Raw genomic sequence first — 17933 nt, forward strand, 5'->3', positions numbered from 1 at the left:
CACGAACGAAATATCAATGGCCACAATCGAGCGTCAGTCGTTGCTAATCGAGGAAATTTCAGCGGCGGATAGCCGTCCTCGGTGGCTTCAGGCATTGCAGAATGTGGCGAAGAAATTCGGCTTCAGCCATGCCACCCTGTTTCGCGTTCCGCAGGTGTGGGACGAGCTGAATTCAAGTAGTCGTATCGAAACGACGATGCCGATGCGCTTTCTCCGGGAGTTCGATCAGTTTCGAGACGTGCGGCAATGCCCGGTCGAGGCCAAGATCTGTTCATCCTTGGTGCCTCACTGCTGGTCGTTGAACGACGATATAAGCATGCAATCCTGCCCTGAACAAATGCAGCAGTTGATGCGTCGCTTCGGCATCGTCAACGGTGTGCTTGTGCCGGTCAGTTCGCTTTCTGGCGACCGTTATATACTGAGTTTCGATGGCGATTGCCCGCCGCCTTGCCAGATCGTCCTGAACGAACTGGGCATGGTAGCGCTTCATGCGTTCGACGTTTACGACAAGATGCGCCGGGCTGAACTCATTGTCCCAAAGGCGTTGACGAAGCGCGAACTCGAAGTCGTCAGATGGACGTCCCATGGCAAGACTTCCGCCGAAATCGGCCAGATTCTCAACCTTTCAGACCACACCATCAACGCCTATCTCAACAACGCCATCAAGAAGCTGGACTGTGTCAACCGCACGCAGCTGGTGGCGAAGGCTATCCGCTACAAGCTGATAAACTGACAGGCTGACCGTTATTTCTCGTCAGACAAAGCGTAGGCAAAGTTTAGAACCGCCAACAAACGCCCGGAAACAGTCCGGGCGTTCAGGTGCAAAAACCGTCTTCTTATCGGTCCAGTACCGAGCGAAGTTCCACGAGGTTTGAGCGTACCCTTAAAACGTAGAAGCCCATGGTTGCCAGGTGAGATGGCATGATCCAGCCGCTCTCATCCCCGTTTGAGATCATGAACGGCTGAATTCGCAAGGCGGCGCGCGTCTGTGCCAGCGTGTCGTTCCACAGGCTGGTTACATTGCGTTCACGGATGACTTGAGAAAAATCCGCGCCAGCTGCAGATAGAATTCCGTAGTAGCCGTAAAGCTGACCGTAGGCGAACCAGAAGCGATCGTCCGCACGGGTGTCGAACCAGCCGCCATTGTAGTTTTCCGAACGCTCCCGCAGGATGGCCGAGGTCCCGCCGATATCGTTGGCAATGCGGTCGATGAATTGGATGAGGTTATCTGCCCGCGTATCGAAGACGGATGTGCACTGGACAAGGCTGGCATTGAATTTCCGCAGGCTTTCTGCTGCCGACCGGTAGTAGCTGGGCGTAGGCGTCTTCGGTCCGAAAGGGCTGATGCCGAAATACCAGGAATATTCGTCGTACTGCAGATTGCCGCGCGCATTCTGCAAATCGTTATTGATGCCCGACGTGCCACGCACGCGGCCTAGCGTATCGACAAGCTCGACTGCCGTTCTGCGAATGGCCTGATTGACGCCGCGCTGGAAGGACGCCTTGTTGTCGAGAAATGGCGTGCTGTCCCAATCCATGCCGAACAGACCCATCTTGTAGAGCAGCATCGAGGAAATCCATGCATTCTGATCGACGTTAAAATCGATCAGCCCTGCGGACACATCAACGATAGCCGAATTTTGGCATGTGCGAGCGGCCGCCGTCGATGGCGTCGCCGTTGCTACCGAACCCACCTCCGCAGCCGCCGTTGGGGCTGAGGCCAGTTCCTGCCCTGCTCCAACCGTGCGCTCCGACAGCTTGTAGTCATCGACATAATCCGGATTGAAACCTGTCCATACCTGCGTTTGCCAGATGAAATTGCCGTAGAGCCCGACAAGTAGTATCACAACTATGGCTATTGGAACCTTGATGATGAGGTTTCGTTCGGCATACCAGCCGCGCGATGCGCGGAAAGGCCAGACCATAGCGGCGAACGCACGCCTGAAAAACGCATTGACCGGTTCAAGCATGCCTTTGGCTCTCCTCATCAAAAATCCACAGAGCCATCACATAGTGCGCAAGTCGGATGATGCAAAGGACGGGCTATACGTTTTATAAGCTTTGTTTCAACGGCTATTTTTCACAATGCCCGGCCGCGTCCCTGCGCAACGGTCCTTAGGCATCGCCTGACCGACCGACGACCTGATCCTTTTCCAGCCGATAACGGGCGTAAAACGCTTCGTCGGCGTGGACTTTCCGTCGCTCCAGTTCATCCATGGAGATGCTATGGGTACCGTGTAGCCCCAACAAACCCGAGAGATGTGGAGATGCCATAGCAGACGGGCCACCCGGCTTACCGATCAAGCTGTCCAAAGACCCGGAGATCGCAGAATGCAATTGTATGGCCCGCTCCATCTCGCATGTCAGCATCTTAAAAAGCAGACTGTAGCCTGACAGGCACTGGCTAATCAGTGCGGTGAAATCGTGGGATAACTGGATTTGCCGGTCAAGAGTGTCCAACCGGCCGCGAGCCTCACCATACTCTAACTCCCCTTTTTCAAGAGCAAGCGAAAGGCCGTCCCGTTCTGCAAGCAGCGCCTTCGAGCGCAACTCATCCGTCGTATTACCCGCTTTCCACTGCGTCGTAGCCAATGATGCGTTCGTTTCCTTCAAAGCATGGCGCGCATCTTCCACAGATACGTTCAGCTTCGTTCTGACTTGCATGAGAGAAACGGCAACAGCCTCGCAGCGGCTCAAGAAATCAGCGCTATGAGATTTGGTTTCAGCGGCAATGACGCTGGCCCGGTCACACTGGAGAAGAACGTCGGCCAATTGGACGGAAAGAGCCCGCTCCTTGGTGCGCACGGCATGACGCTTGTCGTTCCTTCGCTTCAAAAAGAAAAACAGGAAACGTTCATAGCGCGTGGTTTCGTTGATCGAACCGAAAGCCTCGTAAAGCCGACCGATCCGTTGCGAAAGTCTGTGAACAATATCGGCAAGTGTGGCTTCCGCCTCCAGAGCTTGCCGTTGAAGGGTTTCTAACGCGGCGCGATCCGGTTCCGGCAGGGCATCGGCCTTTGCAACTTGATCGGGTGCCAGGACTTCGAGCAACTGCAGGAACCCGAGCTGCCCGGTCAGCAGGGCCGCATTCATGGTCTGCGCCCTGTCAATATCGCTGCCGATGGATTGCGGCTTCACCATGAGATTGATCTCCCGACTCACACAGGTCTGTGTCGATGACGGACTAAAGCGTTTCCGCGTGAAGGGAAACGCTCTTGTGGGATACGGGAGATCGAAACACTCAGTTCGTCAGTTTGGCAAGCTCCGCATTGAGTCGCTCGCGCGCCTTCTTAGGCATTTTGGCTGTTTTTACCATCTCCAGATTGGCGGGAGCATCACCGACGACGACGAGAGCAACCATCCCCATGCCGAAATGCGGCGTGCATTTGAACACATAGGCACCTTCCTTTTCCACCGTGATGCGCAGCGCCTCGTTCATTTTCCCTTTGGTCTCCTGGACGCCCTCGGGGATGAGATCCTTTATCGTTGCGGCATCATGGCCCTTGTCCACAGGAACGAAAGTAATGATGTCGCCAGGGTTCGCCTTAATGACAGCGGGCTCAAATACCATCGCCTGCCCATCCGAACCCTTGTTGAGCATCTTGACTTCAATTTCCGCAGCAGTTGCTGGAAACGTGAAAAATCCGGCAACGACTGCACTGGTGAGAAAATTAAGAACGTTGTCGCGCATTGGCCTGCTCCTGATTTCGACCGCATAACGCGGCCTTTCGCCAACCGTGCTACGCCCTGATGCCAAGCTGCTCCTTGACCGAAATCAACCGAAAGACAGGTGCGGCAATCTGTACCGCAACGACATCATGTGTCGCCGTTTACTGTCTCCAACCAATGGCGGCGACAGAAGGAAATATATTTTTCATTACCGCCGACATCGATCTGCGCGCCTTCACGCACGGCCTTTCCAGTCTCATCGAACCGTGCCACCATAGTCGCCTTGCGGCCGCAATGGCAGATGGTACGGATTTCCCGCAATTCATCGGCGATGGCCAGAAGCTCCCGGGATGCGGGAAAAAGCTTGCCCTGGAAATCCGTGCGCAGGCCATAGGTCATAACCGGAATGCCGAGATCGTCCGCGATGCGGGCCAATTGCCAGACATGATGTTCCGAAAGGAAATTCGCCTCATCAACGAAAACGCAGGCGACGGGCTCCTGCCCGTGCAGGCACTGCACGTCCGCGAAGATATCCGTGGTCTCATCGAAGACAAGCGCATCGGAAGACAGGCCGATGCGCGAGGCAACCTTGCCGGTTCCAGCCCGATTATCGAAGGCTGCCGTGTAAATCAGGGTGCGCATTCCGCGTTCCTGATAATTATAGGATGCCTGCAGCAGCATCGTGGACTTGCCAGCGTTCATCGACGAATAATTGAAATAGAGCTTGGCCATCATGCCCTCCGAAACTTATCCACGGTCTTTTGCAGGGTGGAAGCTGCGGAGGGAAGTCCGCAATCAAGAAAAACACAGCTTTCCTGCGGTTCCCGCCTGATTGAACCAACCGCCGATTTCTTGCGTTGGTGTCGCAAAAATTGCTGCAGCGCACGCAAATACGCGTGAGTTGATTATGTGCGGAGGCTATTCATAATGGCAGAGTCATAGCGACGGGTTTATTTCGCGTCCGAAAAAAGCCAGATTGCGGCCATGACTTCGGGAACACAAAAAAGGGAGTAAGCACAATGCTTGCACATCATCGTCGCTGTCTGGCACTCGCCGCAGCAGTTTCTGCAATGACACTCTTCTCGACCGGCGCAATGGCCGCAGAAGTTGAAAGCTGCAGCACGGTCCGCTTCTCGGACGTTGGCTGGACCGACATCACCGCAACGACCGCGACAGCATCCGTTATACTCAAGAGCCTGGGCTATCAGACGGATGTGAAAATCCTGTCTGTTCCGGTTACCTACACCTCGCTGAAGAACAAGGACATCGACGTCTTTCTCGGCAACTGGATGCCGACAATGGAGGGCGACCTCAAGCCCTACCGGGATGACAAATCCGTGGAGACCGTGCGTGAGAACCTGACGGGTGCCAAATACACTTTGGCCACCAACAGCAAGGGTGCTGAGCTCGGCATCAAGGATTTCAAGGATATCGCTGCCCATAGCGACAAACTCGACGGCAAAATTTACGGCATCGAGCCCGGTAATGACGGCAACCGTCTGATCCTCGGCATGGTAGAGAAAGACACCTTCGGCCTTAAGGATTTCCAGGTCGTGGAATCCTCCGAGCAGGGCATGCTGGCCCAGGTTGCGCGTGCGGACAAATCTGGCGATCCCATCGTCTTCCTCGGCTGGGAACCGCACCCGATGAACAGCAATTTCAAGCTGACCTATCTGACCGGCGGTGACGATGTGTTTGGTCCCAACCTGGGCGGCGCGACGATCTACACCAATGTTCGAGCCGGTTATCTGAATGAATGCGCCAATGTCGGCACGTTCCTGAAAAACCTTCAATTCACGCTGCCCATGGAAAACGAGATCATGGGCAAGATCCTGAACGACGGCATGGAAGGCGAAGCGGCAGCCACGGAATGGCTGAAAGCGAACCCGACTGCAATCGAGCCATGGCTCGCAGGCGTCAAGACCAGGGACGGCAGCGAGGACGCGCTTGCCGCTGCGAAAAAGAACATCGGGCTTTAAAGCCGGTCATTTGAAGTTTCGCCCGGCTTCCGAAGGTTACTCCTCGGAAGCCGACAACATGAACCCGTTCACGAAAGGCAAAATCTTACCGTGGAATGGCTCAGCGCATCTCAAAATCGTTTACCGGTCGGTCGATATGCCAAGGAAGCAATCGACTGGCTTACCGGAAATCTGGCATTTTTCTTCGATTGGTTAGCCCTTATTTTTTCAAGCGTCATCGACGCGATACTCTATTTGCTGCAAGCGCCGCATCCATTCATCATCATCGCCATCCTGACTGGTCTTTCGGGCTGGACGAGACGCTCGATAGGGATGCCGATCTTCACGGCGCTCGGCCTTCTGCTCATCATCAACCTTGGATACTGGAAGGCGACGACGGAAACGCTGGCACTGGTCATCGCAGCAACGACGGTCTGCATGGTCATCGGAATTCCGCTGGGTATCCTCGCAGCCAGACGCAAATGGGTATACGGCATCATGCGCCCAGTACTCGATCTGATGCAGACCATCCCGACCTTCGTTTATCTTATCCCGGCGCTGGTTCTCTTCGGCCTCGGCATGGTACCCGGTCTCATCGCTACCGTCATATTTGCCATCGCCGCGCCAATCCGGCTAACGCGGCTTGGCATCATCTCAACGCCCCCGGCCCTCGTGGAAGCGGCGGTCGCCTTTGGTGCAACACCCTCGCAGGTATTGCGAAAGGTGGAGCTGCCCTTCGCGACACCGCAGATCATGGCGGGCCTGACACAGACAATCATGCTTTCACTGTCCATGGTGGTTATATCCGCTTTGGTGGGAGCAAATGGACTTGGCGTGCCGGTAGTGCGCGCCTTGAACACGGTCAATATCGCAATGGGTTTCGAAGCCGGCCTTTGCATCGTCATCGTGGCGATCATTCTGGATCGTCTGTTCCGCCTGCCCGGATCGGAGGATGAAGTATGAGTGACGCAATCATCTTCGAAAACATCGACATCATTTTCGGCGACAACCCCTCGCAGGCCCTACCGCTCGTCGATGCGGGCAGGACACGGGCGGAAATCAATGCGCAGACCGGTCTGGTTCTGGGCGTTGCCGATGCCTCGCTTACGGTCAAGGAGGGCGAAATCCTTGTGCTGATGGGACTGTCGGGATCGGGAAAATCGACCCTCCTTCGCGCAGTCAATCGACTGGCGCCCGTCGTTCGCGGCAAGGTCAGCGTGAAGACGCCGGGTGGATATGTCGATCCTTACCGGGCATCTTCCAAGGTTCTGCGTGATTTGCGCACACACACGGTTTCCATGGTGTTCCAGCAATTCGGGCTGCTGCCATGGCGCAATGTAGCCGACAATGTCGGCTTTGGGCTTGAGCTTTCCGGCGTACCGGACGCGGAGCGCAAGAAGCGGGTGACCGAGCAACTGGAGCTGGTCAACCTTTCCGACTGGGCCAACCGCAAGGTCGGCGAGTTATCGGGTGGCATGCAGCAACGCGTGGGCCTCGCGCGTGCCTTTGCAACAGGCGCCCCCATTCTTCTGATGGACGAACCGTTCTCCGCGCTCGACCCTCTCATCCGCAGCAGGCTTCAGGATGAACTGCTGGAATTCCAGAGCAGGCTGAAAAAGACGATCCTCTTCGTCAGCCACGATCTGGACGAAGCGTTTCGCATTGGCAACCGTATCGCCATGATGGAAGGGGGACGGATCATCCAATGCGGCACACCGCAGGAGATCGTCAAGAACCCTTCCAATCAGTATGTTTCCGATTTCGTGCAGAACATGAACCCGATTTCAGTCCTGACGGCAGCCGATGTAATGCAGCGCGGCGTAACCGCCCAAAATGGCAGCCTTTCCATTGCTGCCACCGCCCGACCTGAATCCCCACTGGTGGACATTCTGGACGCCATGGCAAAGCAGCCAGGCGCGATCGGCATTGTCGAGAAAGGCGCAGTCGTCGGCACTGTTTCGTCCGACGACATCGTTCGCGGACTGACCCGACACCGCACAAAATGATAAGATTGCCCCGGAAATTCCGGGGCATTTTCTTGCTGAAACAGGCGCTCGCACCCATCGTTTGGTCTGGGGTATTCGTCAGATTTACGAGGCTTAAAGCATGCCGAATTATTTATCGCTCAACGGGGCCTGTGCGAGAAATTGGGTATCGCTTAAAATAACAGCAGATAATTCGAATTGAGGAACATTCGAACTAGCTGAAAAAAAATACCTTCGAAGACGAGAGAGGCGCAAACATCAACGTAGTTTAATCGTTTATATTTCAGCGATACGAAATATCATACCCGTCTGACAGCTAGACCGCTCAACTTACGCGCATTTCGATACATGCTAATAAAGCGTAGCCTTTACCCTAGATTTAGGTATATACAATCACCTTCCAGAGTTGGTACACTTCACTCATAAAATATTTTGCTTCAAAAACGATAGCTCTGGGGCGGGCTTTACGCAGGAGAATAGGGAATATGACCACGCAATCTCTCTCAGAACAGTCGACGGCGGCGGCGGGACTTCTTTCCGCAATGGCCAATCCGAAGCGGCTAATGATCCTTTGCAGCCTTGTCGAAGGTGAGGTTCCGGTTGGCGTTCTTGCTACCCAGGTTGGCCTAAGCCAGTCCGCCCTGTCGCAGCACCTCTCCAAGCTGCGCGCACAGCGTCTGGTCAAGACGCGCCGCGACGCGCAGACCATCTATTATTCCAGCACCTCTGAATCGGTGAAGAAAATTTTGGCGACGCTTGAAGGCATTTATTGCGAGACGGCAAGCGCCAAGTCTGCGGCCTGATATAACGACATAACTGTTAATCGCTTTTTTTAAAGCGATGATGCCGCCCTTGAGTTTAAAGCCGTGCGCTATCTGGCGCGCGGCTTTAACGTGATAATAGCCCAAAGCGCTAACTACCCGTCGATCTGCGCCTTGAGATTGGCCGCAGCCTGCGCGTATCCGCCATCCGCGCCGTCCACGAAATGCATGTGATCCCGCGATAGCGGTGATGGAACGATACAGGTCATCAACGCCGAATCCTGCTCGTGCACACCGTAATAGCAGACCCCGTCACGCGCAGCGGATTCCAGACGCGATCTTACTTTACCGAGTTGAATGGCATCGACGTCCACCGTCATCTTCAGCCCGTCTTCAAACTTCCGAAAATCCGTATTGCTTGCAACGGATCTCTTGTACTGTATGGGATCGAAGCGACCGACCGGCTTTCGCAGCCAGTAAAGCACCGCAATGAGAACAGTCTGGAGGAAAACCCAACACGCCTTTTTGAACTGCGAAATACGATCCCGATACGCTGAAAGCGCCATTGCCTCTATAACCAGACCTTCACGAATGAAGCCGAGCGGAGGCCCATCTTCTGGAACGGGGTGACCATCGCGAGCTGCTTCGCTGGCAATATTGACGATATCCATGACGAGCGTTCGAAATGCTGCCATATCCCCATCCAGCCGCGGCAGGGCGATGATGGACACGACCTTGCCATTGCTGGCGGCAATCGGGTTCCAGCGGCAGGACAAACCGGTCAGGTCAGGTCGAGCACCCTTCGCTGCGGGATCGACGAGATAGTTGCCCGCCTTCATTTCGTTTTCCGCCCAGTGATTTCCGCCACCGGAAAACATGGCATAGGAAACGTCCTCGCTGGCCTGGAAGCGTGCCACGCGGACATCGAAACCATTCCGGCGAATATCGGCCAGTGGAACGATGGCGGCCCGCAGTGTCAGCCCGATATCGTCCGATACCCAACTCTGGAGTTTCGACAGGGCATTGCGCGCGGTCTCGACAGACGCCGGTGGGATGGCGACGGCAGCACCATCCCCGCCGAATGCGAATGGCAGATCATGCCGACCCATGGCGTTGAGCAGCCCGGATATGACGCCTGCGCCCGCCATATTGACCGCCTTGTATCGCCCCTGCCCTATTGCGCCGGTCGAATCCACTATATCGGCGAGCGCCAGCGCCCAGCCTTCTGGCAGGGGGCGATAAAGCATAGGGTCTGCGACATCTTCGAAATGTGCGAAAACTGGCAGATCGGCGAGAAACACGTCGTCGGTAGATTGCATGGGGACAATATCCTCCCGCGCAGACAAAAAAGCCAGCCCAAGCGGTACGTTACGAAATTTTGTAGCATCGTGCGCATCACACAGGTTTTACGCTTCCTCGGGCAATTTGGATCAAACACCGCTTGCGCTCGTGGCTGACACGAGTAAGACCGGAAGGGGGATTCGTAATTCAAAGATGGAACGAAGCTCCTTTGCCTGACGGACCGGCCCCTTGCGCCAGCAGGATGGAAAAGCTGAACCGCGTCAAACAGGGCTACAAGCCCAACCAAGGAGAGATTACATGAAAAGCAAGATTTTTACGGGTCTGGCACTCGCTGCATCCGTTGCATTCGCGCCCGCAGCGCATGCCGAGATCGTCATCGGCCTCATCGCTCCGCTGACCGGCCCGGTCGCGGCTTACGGCGATCAGGTCAAGAACGGTGCGCAGACCGCAGTCGACGTCATCAACAAGAATGGCGGCATTCTGGGCGAGCAGATCGTGCTGAAGCTGGCGGATGACGGCGGCGAGCCGAAGCAGGGTGTTTCCGCCGCCAACCAGCTGGTTGCCGAAGGCGTACGCTTCGTCGTTGGCCCTGTGACTTCGGGCGTTGCCATTCCTGCCTCTGACGTTTTTGCCGAAAACGGCGTGCTGATGGTGACACCGACGGCAACCGCACCGGACCTCACCGCACGCGGGCTCACCAATGTCCTGCGCACCTGCGGACGTGACGACCAGCAGGCCGAAGTGGCTGCGAAGTTCGTTCTGGCCCAGCTGAAGGACCGCAAGATTGCGATCATTCACGACAAGGGTGCCTACGGCAAAGGTCTTGCAGACGCCTTCAAGAAAACGCTCAACGATGGCGGCGTCACCGAAGTGTTTTACGATGCGCTGACGCCGGGCGAAAAGGATCTGAGCGCGCTGACCACGCGCCTGAAGGCCGAAGGCGCGGATGTCGTGTATTTTGGCGGCTACCACCCGGAAGCCGGCTTGCTGGTCCGTCAATTGAACGATGTTGGCGCAAAGGCCACCGTTATCGGCGGTGATGGCCTGTCCAATTCGGAATTCACCAACATCGGCGGCAATGCCTCCACCGGCACGATCTTCACCAACGCGTCAGACGCTACCAAGAGCGCAGACTCCAAGGCTGCCGCCGACGCGCTGAAAGCAGCCAACATCCCGGCTGAAGCTTTCACGCTAAACGCTTATGCGGCTGTCGAAGTGCTGAAGGCTGGCATCGAAAAGGCCGGTTCCGCAGAGGATTCCGAAGCGGTTGCCACCGCGCTCAAGTCCGGTGAGCCGGTCAAGACTGCGATTGGCAACCTGACATACGGCGAGACCGGCGACCTTAGCTCGCAGGCTTTCGCACTCTACAAGTGGGAAAACGGCAAGATCGTTGCCGAGTAAGCCACTCTGCAAACTTATTGAAGCCGGGCGTGACCACCACGCCCGGCTTTGTTTTTTACATGCTGGACAAGCGCATAACAGGTCTGGCTTTATTGATTTTCAATAGAACACTTGAATGGGGTGAAGCGTGGTATCGTCACTTGAGCGCAAGATCGATCAGGGAACAGGCCGGGAGAAGGCCGATATCGTTCTGAAAGGCGGACGCTTTTTCGATCTGGTCTCAGGCGAACTCGTCGCTTCCGATATCGCGATTTGCGGAGATACCATCGTCGGCACATGCGAGGCCTACGAGGGCGTGCTGGAAATCGACATAACCGGCAAGATCGTGGTGCCTGGGTTCATCGATACACATCTCCATATCGAATCGTCGCTGGTGACACCGCACGAGTTCGACCGTTGTGTTCTGCCCTACGGTGTGACCACCGTCATCTGCGATCCGCATGAGATCGCCAATGTGCTGGGATCGGAAGGTATCCAGTTCTTCCTTGATTCCGCGCTTGAAACCATCATGGACATTCGTGTCCAGCTTTCGTCCTGCGTGCCTGCCACCCATCTGGAAACCGCAGGCGCGGATTTGCCGATCGAAAAGCTGTTGCCGTTCCGAAACCATCCGAATGTCATCGGTCTGGCGGAATTCATGAATTTCCCGGGCGTCATCCATAAAGACCCGATCTGCATGGCAAAGCTCGAAGCGTTCCAGGGTCAGCACATCGATGGACACGCGCCGCTTCTTTCCGGCACTGCGCTGAACGGTTATCTTTCCGCAGGCATTCGCACCGAGCATGAATGCACGACGGCAAATGAAGCGTTAGAAAAAATCCGCAAAGGTATGCACATTCTGGTGCGCGAAGGTTCCGTTTCCAAAGACCTGCACGCGCTGATGCCGATCATCACCGAACGACTGTCCCCATATCTTGCGCTCTGTACCGATGACCGCAACCCGCTGGATATCGCCGAACAGGGCCATCTCGATTACATGATCCGCACGGCAATCGCTGCCGGGGTAGAGCCACTGGCGATCTATCGCGCCGCCTCCATCTCCGCTGCAAAAGCTTTCGGGCTTCGGGATCGCGGTCTGGTCGCGCCCGGCTGGCGGGCCGATCTGGTGGTGATCGACACGTTACAGAACTGCAAGGCAAGCATGGTATTTTCTGCCGGAAGACAGGTTACGGCAGAGCTGTTCGAAACCCGCAAACCCGTTGCACCTGTTGGGCTGGACAGCGTCAAGGCGCGACCGGTTCTAGCGTCCCACTTCGGCGTTCCGAAGAGTGAAGGCGAAACGCCGGTGATGGGTGTGTTGCCAGGCAAGATCATTACCGAACATCGCCGCTTCAAGCTGCCGAGCGATGGCAATCAGACCAGCCTCGATCTCGAAAACGACATCATCAAGGTCGCGGTCATCGAGCGTCACGGCAAGAACGGCAATCACGCCAATGGCTTCGTGCAGGGCTTCGGACTGAAGAAGGGCGCGATCGCCTCCACAGTTGGCCATGACAGCCACAATATCTGCGTCGTCGGTGTCAGCGAGGATGACATGGCGCTGGCCGCAAACCGCCTCGGCGAGATCAAGGGCGGGTTCGTGGTGGTGGAGGACGGCAAGGTGACGGGCGAAATTGCCCTGCCCGTCGCCGGATTGATGAGCCTTGAGCCCTATGAGGTGGTGCGAGACACCCTGCACGATCTGCGCAAGGCGGCTTACGCGCTGGGAACGACGCTGGAAGAGCCATTCCTGCAGGTCGCCTTCCTGCCTCTGCCCGTCATTCCGCATCTGAAGATTTCGGACAAGGGGATGGTTGATGTGGACAGGTTTATGCTGATTTAAACAACACATTTCCAGCAAGAGTGCAGCGCGATGACACCGTCACAGCGCTCACTCTATAACTTCGTCATTCAACTCTTGCGCAAAATGCATCCAGTGCATCCAGCTTTACCATTTCACCGCTGAAAAGCGGCTCGAAGCCGGGCAAAGGCTGCACGCCCGTTACCTTAAGCGCTGGTGGAATGCGAAACTCAACCGGACTCCGTGTCAAGTTGAACACAAACAGCTGCGTCTCCTCCCCCTTGCGTCGCGTAAACACCAGCAAATCCTGATTGGTTTCGAGAAACTCCATGTCTCCGTCCCGCAGAGTAGCATGGTTTTTGCGGAAGGCGAGCGTGGCTTTGTAGTGGTTCAACACCGAGTCCGGCTTGCGCTCCTGCGCGTCCGCAGCCAGCATCGCATGGGCGTAAGGCACAGGCAGCCAGGGCTTCTCAGCGGACGTAAAGCCCGCATTCGGGCTGCCGGTTTCCCAGACCATCGGCGTACGGCACCCGTCGCGCCCCTTGAATGCGGGCCAGAAGCGAATGCCGTAAGGATCGCGCAAATCCTCGAAGGCAAGCTCGGCTTCCGTCAGCGCCAGCTCCTCACCCTGATAGAGGCAAATGGAACCGCGCAGTGAAGCCAGCACGGAGATTGCGAGCTTTGCCACTCGCGTCTGTTCCTCCACGCTTTCGGTAAAACGTGTGAGGTGACGAATGACGTCGTGGTTGGAAAAGGCCCAGCAGACCCAACCATCCGTCACTGCCTTCTGGAAACCATCGACCGCGCCGCGAATGTGGCTGGCGGTAAAGTCTGGCCCCAACAGGTCGAAGGTGTAGCACATGTTGAGCTTGTCGTTATCCGCCGTATAGGCAGCGACGGTTTTGAGCGAGCGGGCACCATCGCCCACCTCGCCTACGGTCATGCGGCCCTCATATTGATCCAACAGCGCGCGAAAACGCTTGAGGAAGGCAAGATTTTCGATCTGGGTCTTGTCGTAAAGGTGGCTTTGCATGCCGTACGGGTTCACATCCGGCGCATCCAGCCCGGCATCGTCGCTATCGGGCTCATGCGGCGGATTGTTACGCAGCAACTGATCGTGAAAATAGTAATTCACCGTATCAAGGCGAAAACCATCCACGCCCCTTTCAAGCCAGAATTTTACCGTTTCCAAAAGCGCGTCCTGTACGTCCATATTGTGGAAATTGAGATCCGGCTGGGAAGCAAGGAAATTGTGCATATAATACTGCTTACGCACGCCATCCCATTCCCAGGCGGGGCCACCAAAGACGGAAAGCCAGTTGGTGGGCGCGGTGCCATCCGGTTTCGCATCCGCCCAGACGTACCAGTCGGCCTTGGGATTGCTGCGGCTGGCACGGCTGTCCTTGAACCATGGATGCTGGTCTGATGTGTGCGAAATCACCTGATCGATGATGACCTTCAGGCCCAGCCGATGCGCCTCGGATACCAAGGTGTCGAAATCCGCAAGAGCGCCGAACATGGGATCAACATCGCAGTAATCGGACACGTCATAGCCCATATCCGCCATGGGCGAGGTGAAGAATGGCGAGAGCCAGATACCGTCCACGCCGAGCGATGCGATATAGGGCAGATGCTTCGTCACCCCGTTGAGATCGCCGTATCCGTTCCCGGTCGTATCCTGAAAGGAGCGAGGGTAGACCTGATAAAGCACCGCTCCCCTCCACCAGTCTGCTTGTAGTGCGGAATTCGTGGCGGGAAAGGCGATGGGCGGCATGGGATATCTCCGATGATCGTCGCTCGACCATATAAACCTGACGACGGTCCGTAAACGATAATCGTCTGCCGAAAGACGCGATACGCCACTCATATTATGAGTTGCCCTTGCCAGCCTCACACAGGCGTCGTAATGGCGGAACGTCATTTAATGGAGGCGATGCAGTGGGCGGACGGTTTCTTTCTATTGGCGAGGCCATGGTCGAGCTTTCCCAGGCGGGCGACGGCCTGTTACGGAAAGGCTTTGCCGGAGACACTCTAAATACCGCCTGGTACGCCCGCGCATGTCTGCCTCGGGACTGGTCCGTCGACTATTTCACCGCCGTTGGCGACGATCCGCTGTCTGAGGAAATGCTAAGCTTTATCAAGGCGGCCGATATCGGCACAGCCAGCGTTTCCCGCATCATGGGCGGTACGCCGGGGCTATATCTTATCAATCTCAAAGATGGCGAGCGTACCTTCAGCTACTGGCGCAGCACCTCCGCCGCCCGTCAACTGGCTGCAGACGCGGATCATCTGCGCGCAACCATAGAGACTGCGGATATCGTCTATTTCTCCGGCATCACGCTGGCGATCCTCGCCACGCCGTTGGCGGTCGACACGTTCCTGTCAGAACTACGCCGGGCAAAAGCCGCCGGAAAACAGGTGGTGTTCGACCCGAACATCCGCCCGCGCCTCTGGGCGGACAAGGAAACCATGCTGGGCACGATTTCCAACGGCGCGCGGGCAGCGACGCTGGTAATGCCAAGCTTCGATGACGAAGCAAGCAACTTCGGCGACGCCGATGTCGAGGCGACGATTGCGCGATACCGCGCGCTAAGTGTTGCCAATGTGGTGGTGAAGGACGGCGCAAAGGGCGCAACGCTGGATTTCGAGGGAACCAGAAGTCATGCGCCTGCCGTGGAGGCCGTGAAAGTTGTAGATACGACGAGCGCCGGCGACAGCTTCAACGGCGCGTTCCTCTCCCGCTTCGTCTCAGGAAGCACGCCGCAGGATGCCGCTACCTACGCCGCGAAGGTCGCAGCCACGGTAATCGGCCATCACGGCGCTCTGATCAGCCCGGACCTGCTTCCGAAAAGCTGATCAAGCCTGACATGATGCTGTAACACGCCTACCGCATACACGCGCAAGCCGGTCACGCACCGGGATTCGCAAGCGGCGCGAGGGTCGGCACGGCATGACCAGAATTACCATCGTAACGGATGCCTGGCACCCACAGGTCAACGGCGTCGTACGCTCCATCGAAAACACCAACGCGGAACTGGAACGCATGGGCGTCGAGGTCTGCATGGTGACGCCGCAAAGTTTCCATTCCGTCCCCTGCCCGACCTATCCGGAAATACGGCTTTCGGTGGCAGGCTATCGTCGCGTGTCGAAGGAAATCGAGAAAAGCCAGCCGTCCTACGTCCATATTGCGACGGAAGGCCCACTCGGCTTCATGGCGCGACGGTGGTGCATCAAGCACGGAATGCGCTTTTCCACCAGCTACCACACGCGCTTTCCCGAATATGTCGCAGCGCGGTTTCCGATCCCCGAAAGCTGGCTCTACGCCTTCGTTCGATGGTTCCACAATGGCGGCAGCGCCTGCATGGTGGCCACTCCCAGTCTTGAAAGCGAGCTGCAATCGAAGGGTGTCAGGAACCTGAGACGCTGGAGCCGCGGCATCGACTCGAGCCTTTTTCGCCCCGGTGAGAAGTTGCCGCAACCCTTCGATCTACCGCGCCCGATTTTCATGACCGTAGGCCGTGTTTCCGTTGAAAAGAACCTGCCGGAATTTCTCGACCTGGACCTGCCGGGATCGAAGGTGGTGGTTGGGGATGGCCCGGCGCGCGCGGAGCTTCAGGAAAAATATCCGCACGTCCTCTTCACCGGCGTGAAGACGGGCGAAGAACTCGCCAACGCCTATGCGCAGGCAGATGTCTTCGTGTTTCCTTCCAAAACGGATACGTTCGGCAACACCATTCTCGAAGCGCTGGCAAGCGGTGTACCCGTCGCCGCATTTCCAGTCACCGGCCCCGTCGATATTCTTGGCGGACATCCCGATGCAGGCGCCCTCAGCCACGATCTGCGCACAGCCTGCCTTGGTGCACTCGACTGCTCGCCGGAAGCGGCGCTATCGCTTTCGAGACAGTACACATGGGAAAAGGCATCGCGCCAGTTTCTGGAAAACGTGACGTCTGCGGCGAGCAACGGCATGCCCGCGCTCTACGCCGCCTCCGCCATCTGACAACACAACGCCATGCCATCTGCGGGCTGCACACATATTATCGCATACGCCGTAGACGAAACGTTCCGTTCCTGTCACAAGGGCCGCGGGACGCGACTGCCGTTATCTTTAGAACGGGGTCGGGCTGCTGATTGACGTCAGGCGGCTGCCGCGAGGATACGCTGGCCGTCCTTATACATCTCTTAAATTACCAGGCCCCACTTAGCACATTGCCAGAAAGTGGAATTGTGCGGCTCTTACCGTTGCTATCGCTAACGGAAATTTCGCTCTGCATATGCTTTGGGGACGTGCGAAACCAGCCTGCGGCTATGGAGGCCAAGTCTCCGATCATGCCGTGTTTGCGCCAGTCTGCGAAGCGCTTGGCCATGGCATCCGGCTCGTGCTTGTAGAAAAAGTCACCCGATTGCGATAGCGCGTTGATGGACGGAGCCATGGACGAGAGCGGGCGCTGGAACATTTTTGGCGGCACGGATAGTTCGCGTGCGGCCTGCGGGAACGCAGGCGCCATGAAATCGATCACCCAGCCCTCCGCCTCCACCCAGCAGTGGAAGTTTTCGCCCGCACCGGTGACGTGACCGTCCTCTCGATGATCGGCAAACAGCAGCAGCGTGCCACCCAGATTATAGGCCGCGAGCCCGCCTTTCGGCTTCGCCTTGACCTTGTAGTGATGCTCTAGGATGAAAGCGCCGAAGGTGCTGAAATACATCGATGCAGTGGCTGGGTCGGCATTTTCGTTGATGAGCAGGCTATTGATGACGCGATAGATACGGTGATAGTCGCTCTGCTTGATCAGCATGGTGTTTTACCTGTCGATTACGGGTCTGTGACGTCTTCGTGTGCTGGGACGCTGAGGAGCGCGCTGGAGCGACGATCACCACCCTCTCCGCCGTCATCCTCGGGCTTGTCCCGAGGATCCACCCCGCTCCGGCCTCCTCAAGCTTGATGCCGGGGCAACCTGCGTAGATCCTCGGGTCAAGCCCGAGGATTGTTTGTTGTTCTGAGGTTATTGTCGGTGCGGGACTGCGGGCCCTTCACAGCCCGCAGTCCCGGCGACAGGCGACCGTCCGAGGATTGGGA

Annotated in this window: 16 protein-coding genes; 9 read left to right on the forward strand and 7 right to left on the reverse strand. The window is 56.8% G+C overall.

Annotation, left to right across the window (positions count from 1 at the left end):
- The first annotated feature begins 16 nt into the window (after positions 1 to 16).
- Entirely contained in the window at positions 17 to 733 is a 717-nt protein-coding gene (locus G6L28_RS10390) for a helix-turn-helix transcriptional regulator (RefSeq protein WP_174063679.1), read from the forward strand.
- 103 nt (positions 734 to 836) lie between these two features.
- On the opposite strand, the gene G6L28_RS10395 is transcribed toward G6L28_RS10390, so the two are convergent.
- The 4 genes from G6L28_RS10395 to G6L28_RS10410 form a co-directional block, all read right to left on the reverse strand.
- Complete coding sequence (locus G6L28_RS10395; protein ID WP_174063680.1) at positions 837 to 1970, reverse strand: DUF2333 family protein; 1134 nt, start codon at positions 1968 to 1970, stop codon at positions 837 to 839.
- 145 nt (positions 1971 to 2115) lie between these two features.
- Complete coding sequence (locus tag G6L28_RS10400) at positions 2116 to 3141, reverse strand: hypothetical protein (protein WP_174063681.1); 1026 nt, start codon at positions 3139 to 3141, stop codon at positions 2116 to 2118.
- Positions 3142 to 3241: 100 nt separating this feature from the next.
- Positions 3242 to 3691, reverse strand: a complete 450-nt coding sequence (locus G6L28_RS10405) for a pseudoazurin (protein WP_174063682.1) — start codon at positions 3689 to 3691, stop codon at positions 3242 to 3244.
- Between the two features lie 125 nt (positions 3692 to 3816).
- Positions 3817 to 4401 (reverse strand): thymidine kinase, encoded by a 585-nt coding sequence (locus tag G6L28_RS10410; RefSeq protein WP_174063683.1) that lies wholly within the window; start codon positions 4399 to 4401, stop codon positions 3817 to 3819.
- Between the two features lie 287 nt (positions 4402 to 4688).
- Between G6L28_RS10410 and G6L28_RS10415 the strand changes: the two genes are divergently transcribed.
- The 4 genes from G6L28_RS10415 to G6L28_RS10430 all read left to right on the forward strand — a co-directional run bounded on the left by G6L28_RS10415 (position 4689) and on the right by G6L28_RS10430 (position 8415).
- Positions 4689 to 5648 carry a choline ABC transporter substrate-binding protein gene (locus G6L28_RS10415; protein WP_174063684.1) on the forward strand — a complete coding sequence of 320 codons (960 nt, stop codon included), beginning with the start codon at positions 4689 to 4691 and terminating at the stop codon, positions 5646 to 5648.
- Positions 5649 to 5738: 90 nt separating this feature from the next.
- Positions 5739 to 6590, forward strand: a complete 852-nt coding sequence (gene choW / locus G6L28_RS10420) for a choline ABC transporter permease subunit (RefSeq protein ID WP_174063685.1) — start codon at positions 5739 to 5741, stop codon at positions 6588 to 6590.
- Positions 6587 to 7633 carry a choline ABC transporter ATP-binding protein gene (gene choV / locus G6L28_RS10425; RefSeq protein WP_174063686.1) on the forward strand — a complete coding sequence of 349 codons (1047 nt, stop codon included), beginning with the start codon at positions 6587 to 6589 and terminating at the stop codon, positions 7631 to 7633. Before choW ends, choV begins: the two co-directional genes overlap by 4 nt.
- Positions 7634 to 8097: 464 nt before the next feature.
- Positions 8098 to 8415 carry an ArsR/SmtB family transcription factor gene (locus G6L28_RS10430; RefSeq protein WP_174063687.1) on the forward strand — a complete coding sequence of 106 codons (318 nt, stop codon included), beginning with the start codon at positions 8098 to 8100 and terminating at the stop codon, positions 8413 to 8415.
- A gap of 113 nt (positions 8416 to 8528) precedes the next feature.
- Here G6L28_RS10430 and G6L28_RS10435 read toward each other — a convergent pair whose 3' ends face one another.
- Complete coding sequence (locus G6L28_RS10435; protein WP_174063688.1) at positions 8529 to 9692, reverse strand: DUF3095 domain-containing protein; 1164 nt, start codon at positions 9690 to 9692, stop codon at positions 8529 to 8531.
- A 280-nt stretch (positions 9693 to 9972) separates the two neighbouring features.
- Here G6L28_RS10435 and G6L28_RS10440 point away from each other — a divergent pair, with 280 nt between their 5' ends.
- Positions 9973 to 11076: a branched-chain amino acid ABC transporter substrate-binding protein gene (locus G6L28_RS10440; RefSeq protein ID WP_174063689.1), complete on the forward strand. Its 1104-nt coding sequence runs from the start codon at positions 9973 to 9975 to the stop codon at positions 11074 to 11076.
- 127 nt (positions 11077 to 11203) lie between these two features.
- Positions 11204 to 12898 (forward strand): adenine deaminase, encoded by a 1695-nt coding sequence (ade, locus tag G6L28_RS10445; RefSeq protein WP_174063690.1) that lies wholly within the window; start codon positions 11204 to 11206, stop codon positions 12896 to 12898.
- Between the two features lie 64 nt (positions 12899 to 12962).
- On the opposite strand, the gene G6L28_RS10450 is transcribed toward ade, so the two are convergent.
- Positions 12963 to 14630 carry an alpha-glucosidase gene (locus tag G6L28_RS10450; RefSeq protein WP_174063691.1) on the reverse strand — a complete coding sequence of 556 codons (1668 nt, stop codon included), beginning with the start codon at positions 14628 to 14630 and terminating at the stop codon, positions 12963 to 12965.
- Positions 14631 to 14794: 164 nt separating this feature from the next.
- Here G6L28_RS10450 and G6L28_RS10455 point away from each other — a divergent pair, with 164 nt between their 5' ends.
- Both G6L28_RS10455 and G6L28_RS10460 read left to right on the forward strand, forming a co-directional pair.
- Entirely contained in the window at positions 14795 to 15712 is a 918-nt protein-coding gene (locus G6L28_RS10455; protein WP_174063692.1) for a PfkB family carbohydrate kinase, read from the forward strand.
- A 94-nt stretch (positions 15713 to 15806) separates the two neighbouring features.
- Positions 15807 to 16856: a bifunctional monoglucosyl/glucuronosyl diacylglycerol synthase gene (locus G6L28_RS10460; protein ID WP_174063693.1), complete on the forward strand. Its 1050-nt coding sequence runs from the start codon at positions 15807 to 15809 to the stop codon at positions 16854 to 16856.
- Between the two features lie 187 nt (positions 16857 to 17043).
- On the opposite strand, the gene G6L28_RS10465 is transcribed toward G6L28_RS10460, so the two are convergent.
- Positions 17044 to 17652 (reverse strand): DUF2026 family protein, encoded by a 609-nt coding sequence (locus G6L28_RS10465; RefSeq protein ID WP_174063694.1) that lies wholly within the window; start codon positions 17650 to 17652, stop codon positions 17044 to 17046.
- Positions 17653 to 17933: the final 281 nt, after the last annotated feature.

The sequence above is a fragment of the Agrobacterium larrymoorei genome (genome assembly GCF_013322225.1).
GTDB classification, from domain to species: Bacteria; Pseudomonadota; Alphaproteobacteria; order Rhizobiales; family Rhizobiaceae; genus Agrobacterium; species Agrobacterium larrymoorei_A.

Excerpts from the sequence above, each read along its gene's own strand:
- choV (WP_174063686.1), top strand. The coding sequence starts at position 6,587 with ATGAGTGACGCAATCATCTTCGAAAACATCGACATCATTTTCGGCGAC.
- G6L28_RS10450 (WP_174063691.1), bottom strand. The coding sequence starts at position 14,630 with ATGCCGCCCATCGCCTTTCCCGCCACGAATTCCGCACTACAAGCAGAC.
- G6L28_RS10465 (WP_174063694.1), bottom strand. The coding sequence starts at position 17,652 with ATGCTGATCAAGCAGAGCGACTATCACCGTATCTATCGCGTCATCAAT.
- G6L28_RS10435 (WP_174063688.1), bottom strand. The coding sequence starts at position 9,692 with ATGCAATCTACCGACGACGTGTTTCTCGCCGATCTGCCAGTTTTCGCA.
- G6L28_RS10460 (WP_174063693.1), top strand. The coding sequence starts at position 15,807 with ATGACCAGAATTACCATCGTAACGGATGCCTGGCACCCACAGGTCAAC.
- G6L28_RS10415 (WP_174063684.1), top strand. The coding sequence starts at position 4,689 with ATGCTTGCACATCATCGTCGCTGTCTGGCACTCGCCGCAGCAGTTTCT.
- G6L28_RS10390 (WP_174063679.1), top strand. The coding sequence starts at position 17 with ATGGCCACAATCGAGCGTCAGTCGTTGCTAATCGAGGAAATTTCAGCG.
- G6L28_RS10410 (WP_174063683.1), bottom strand. The coding sequence starts at position 4,401 with ATGGCCAAGCTCTATTTCAATTATTCGTCGATGAACGCTGGCAAGTCC.
- G6L28_RS10395 (WP_174063680.1), bottom strand. The coding sequence starts at position 1,970 with ATGCTTGAACCGGTCAATGCGTTTTTCAGGCGTGCGTTCGCCGCTATG.
- G6L28_RS10405 (WP_174063682.1), bottom strand. The coding sequence starts at position 3,691 with ATGCGCGACAACGTTCTTAATTTTCTCACCAGTGCAGTCGTTGCCGGA.
- G6L28_RS10400 (WP_174063681.1), bottom strand. The coding sequence starts at position 3,141 with ATGGTGAAGCCGCAATCCATCGGCAGCGATATTGACAGGGCGCAGACC.
- G6L28_RS10430 (WP_174063687.1), top strand. The coding sequence starts at position 8,098 with ATGACCACGCAATCTCTCTCAGAACAGTCGACGGCGGCGGCGGGACTT.
- G6L28_RS10440 (WP_174063689.1), top strand. The coding sequence starts at position 9,973 with ATGAAAAGCAAGATTTTTACGGGTCTGGCACTCGCTGCATCCGTTGCA.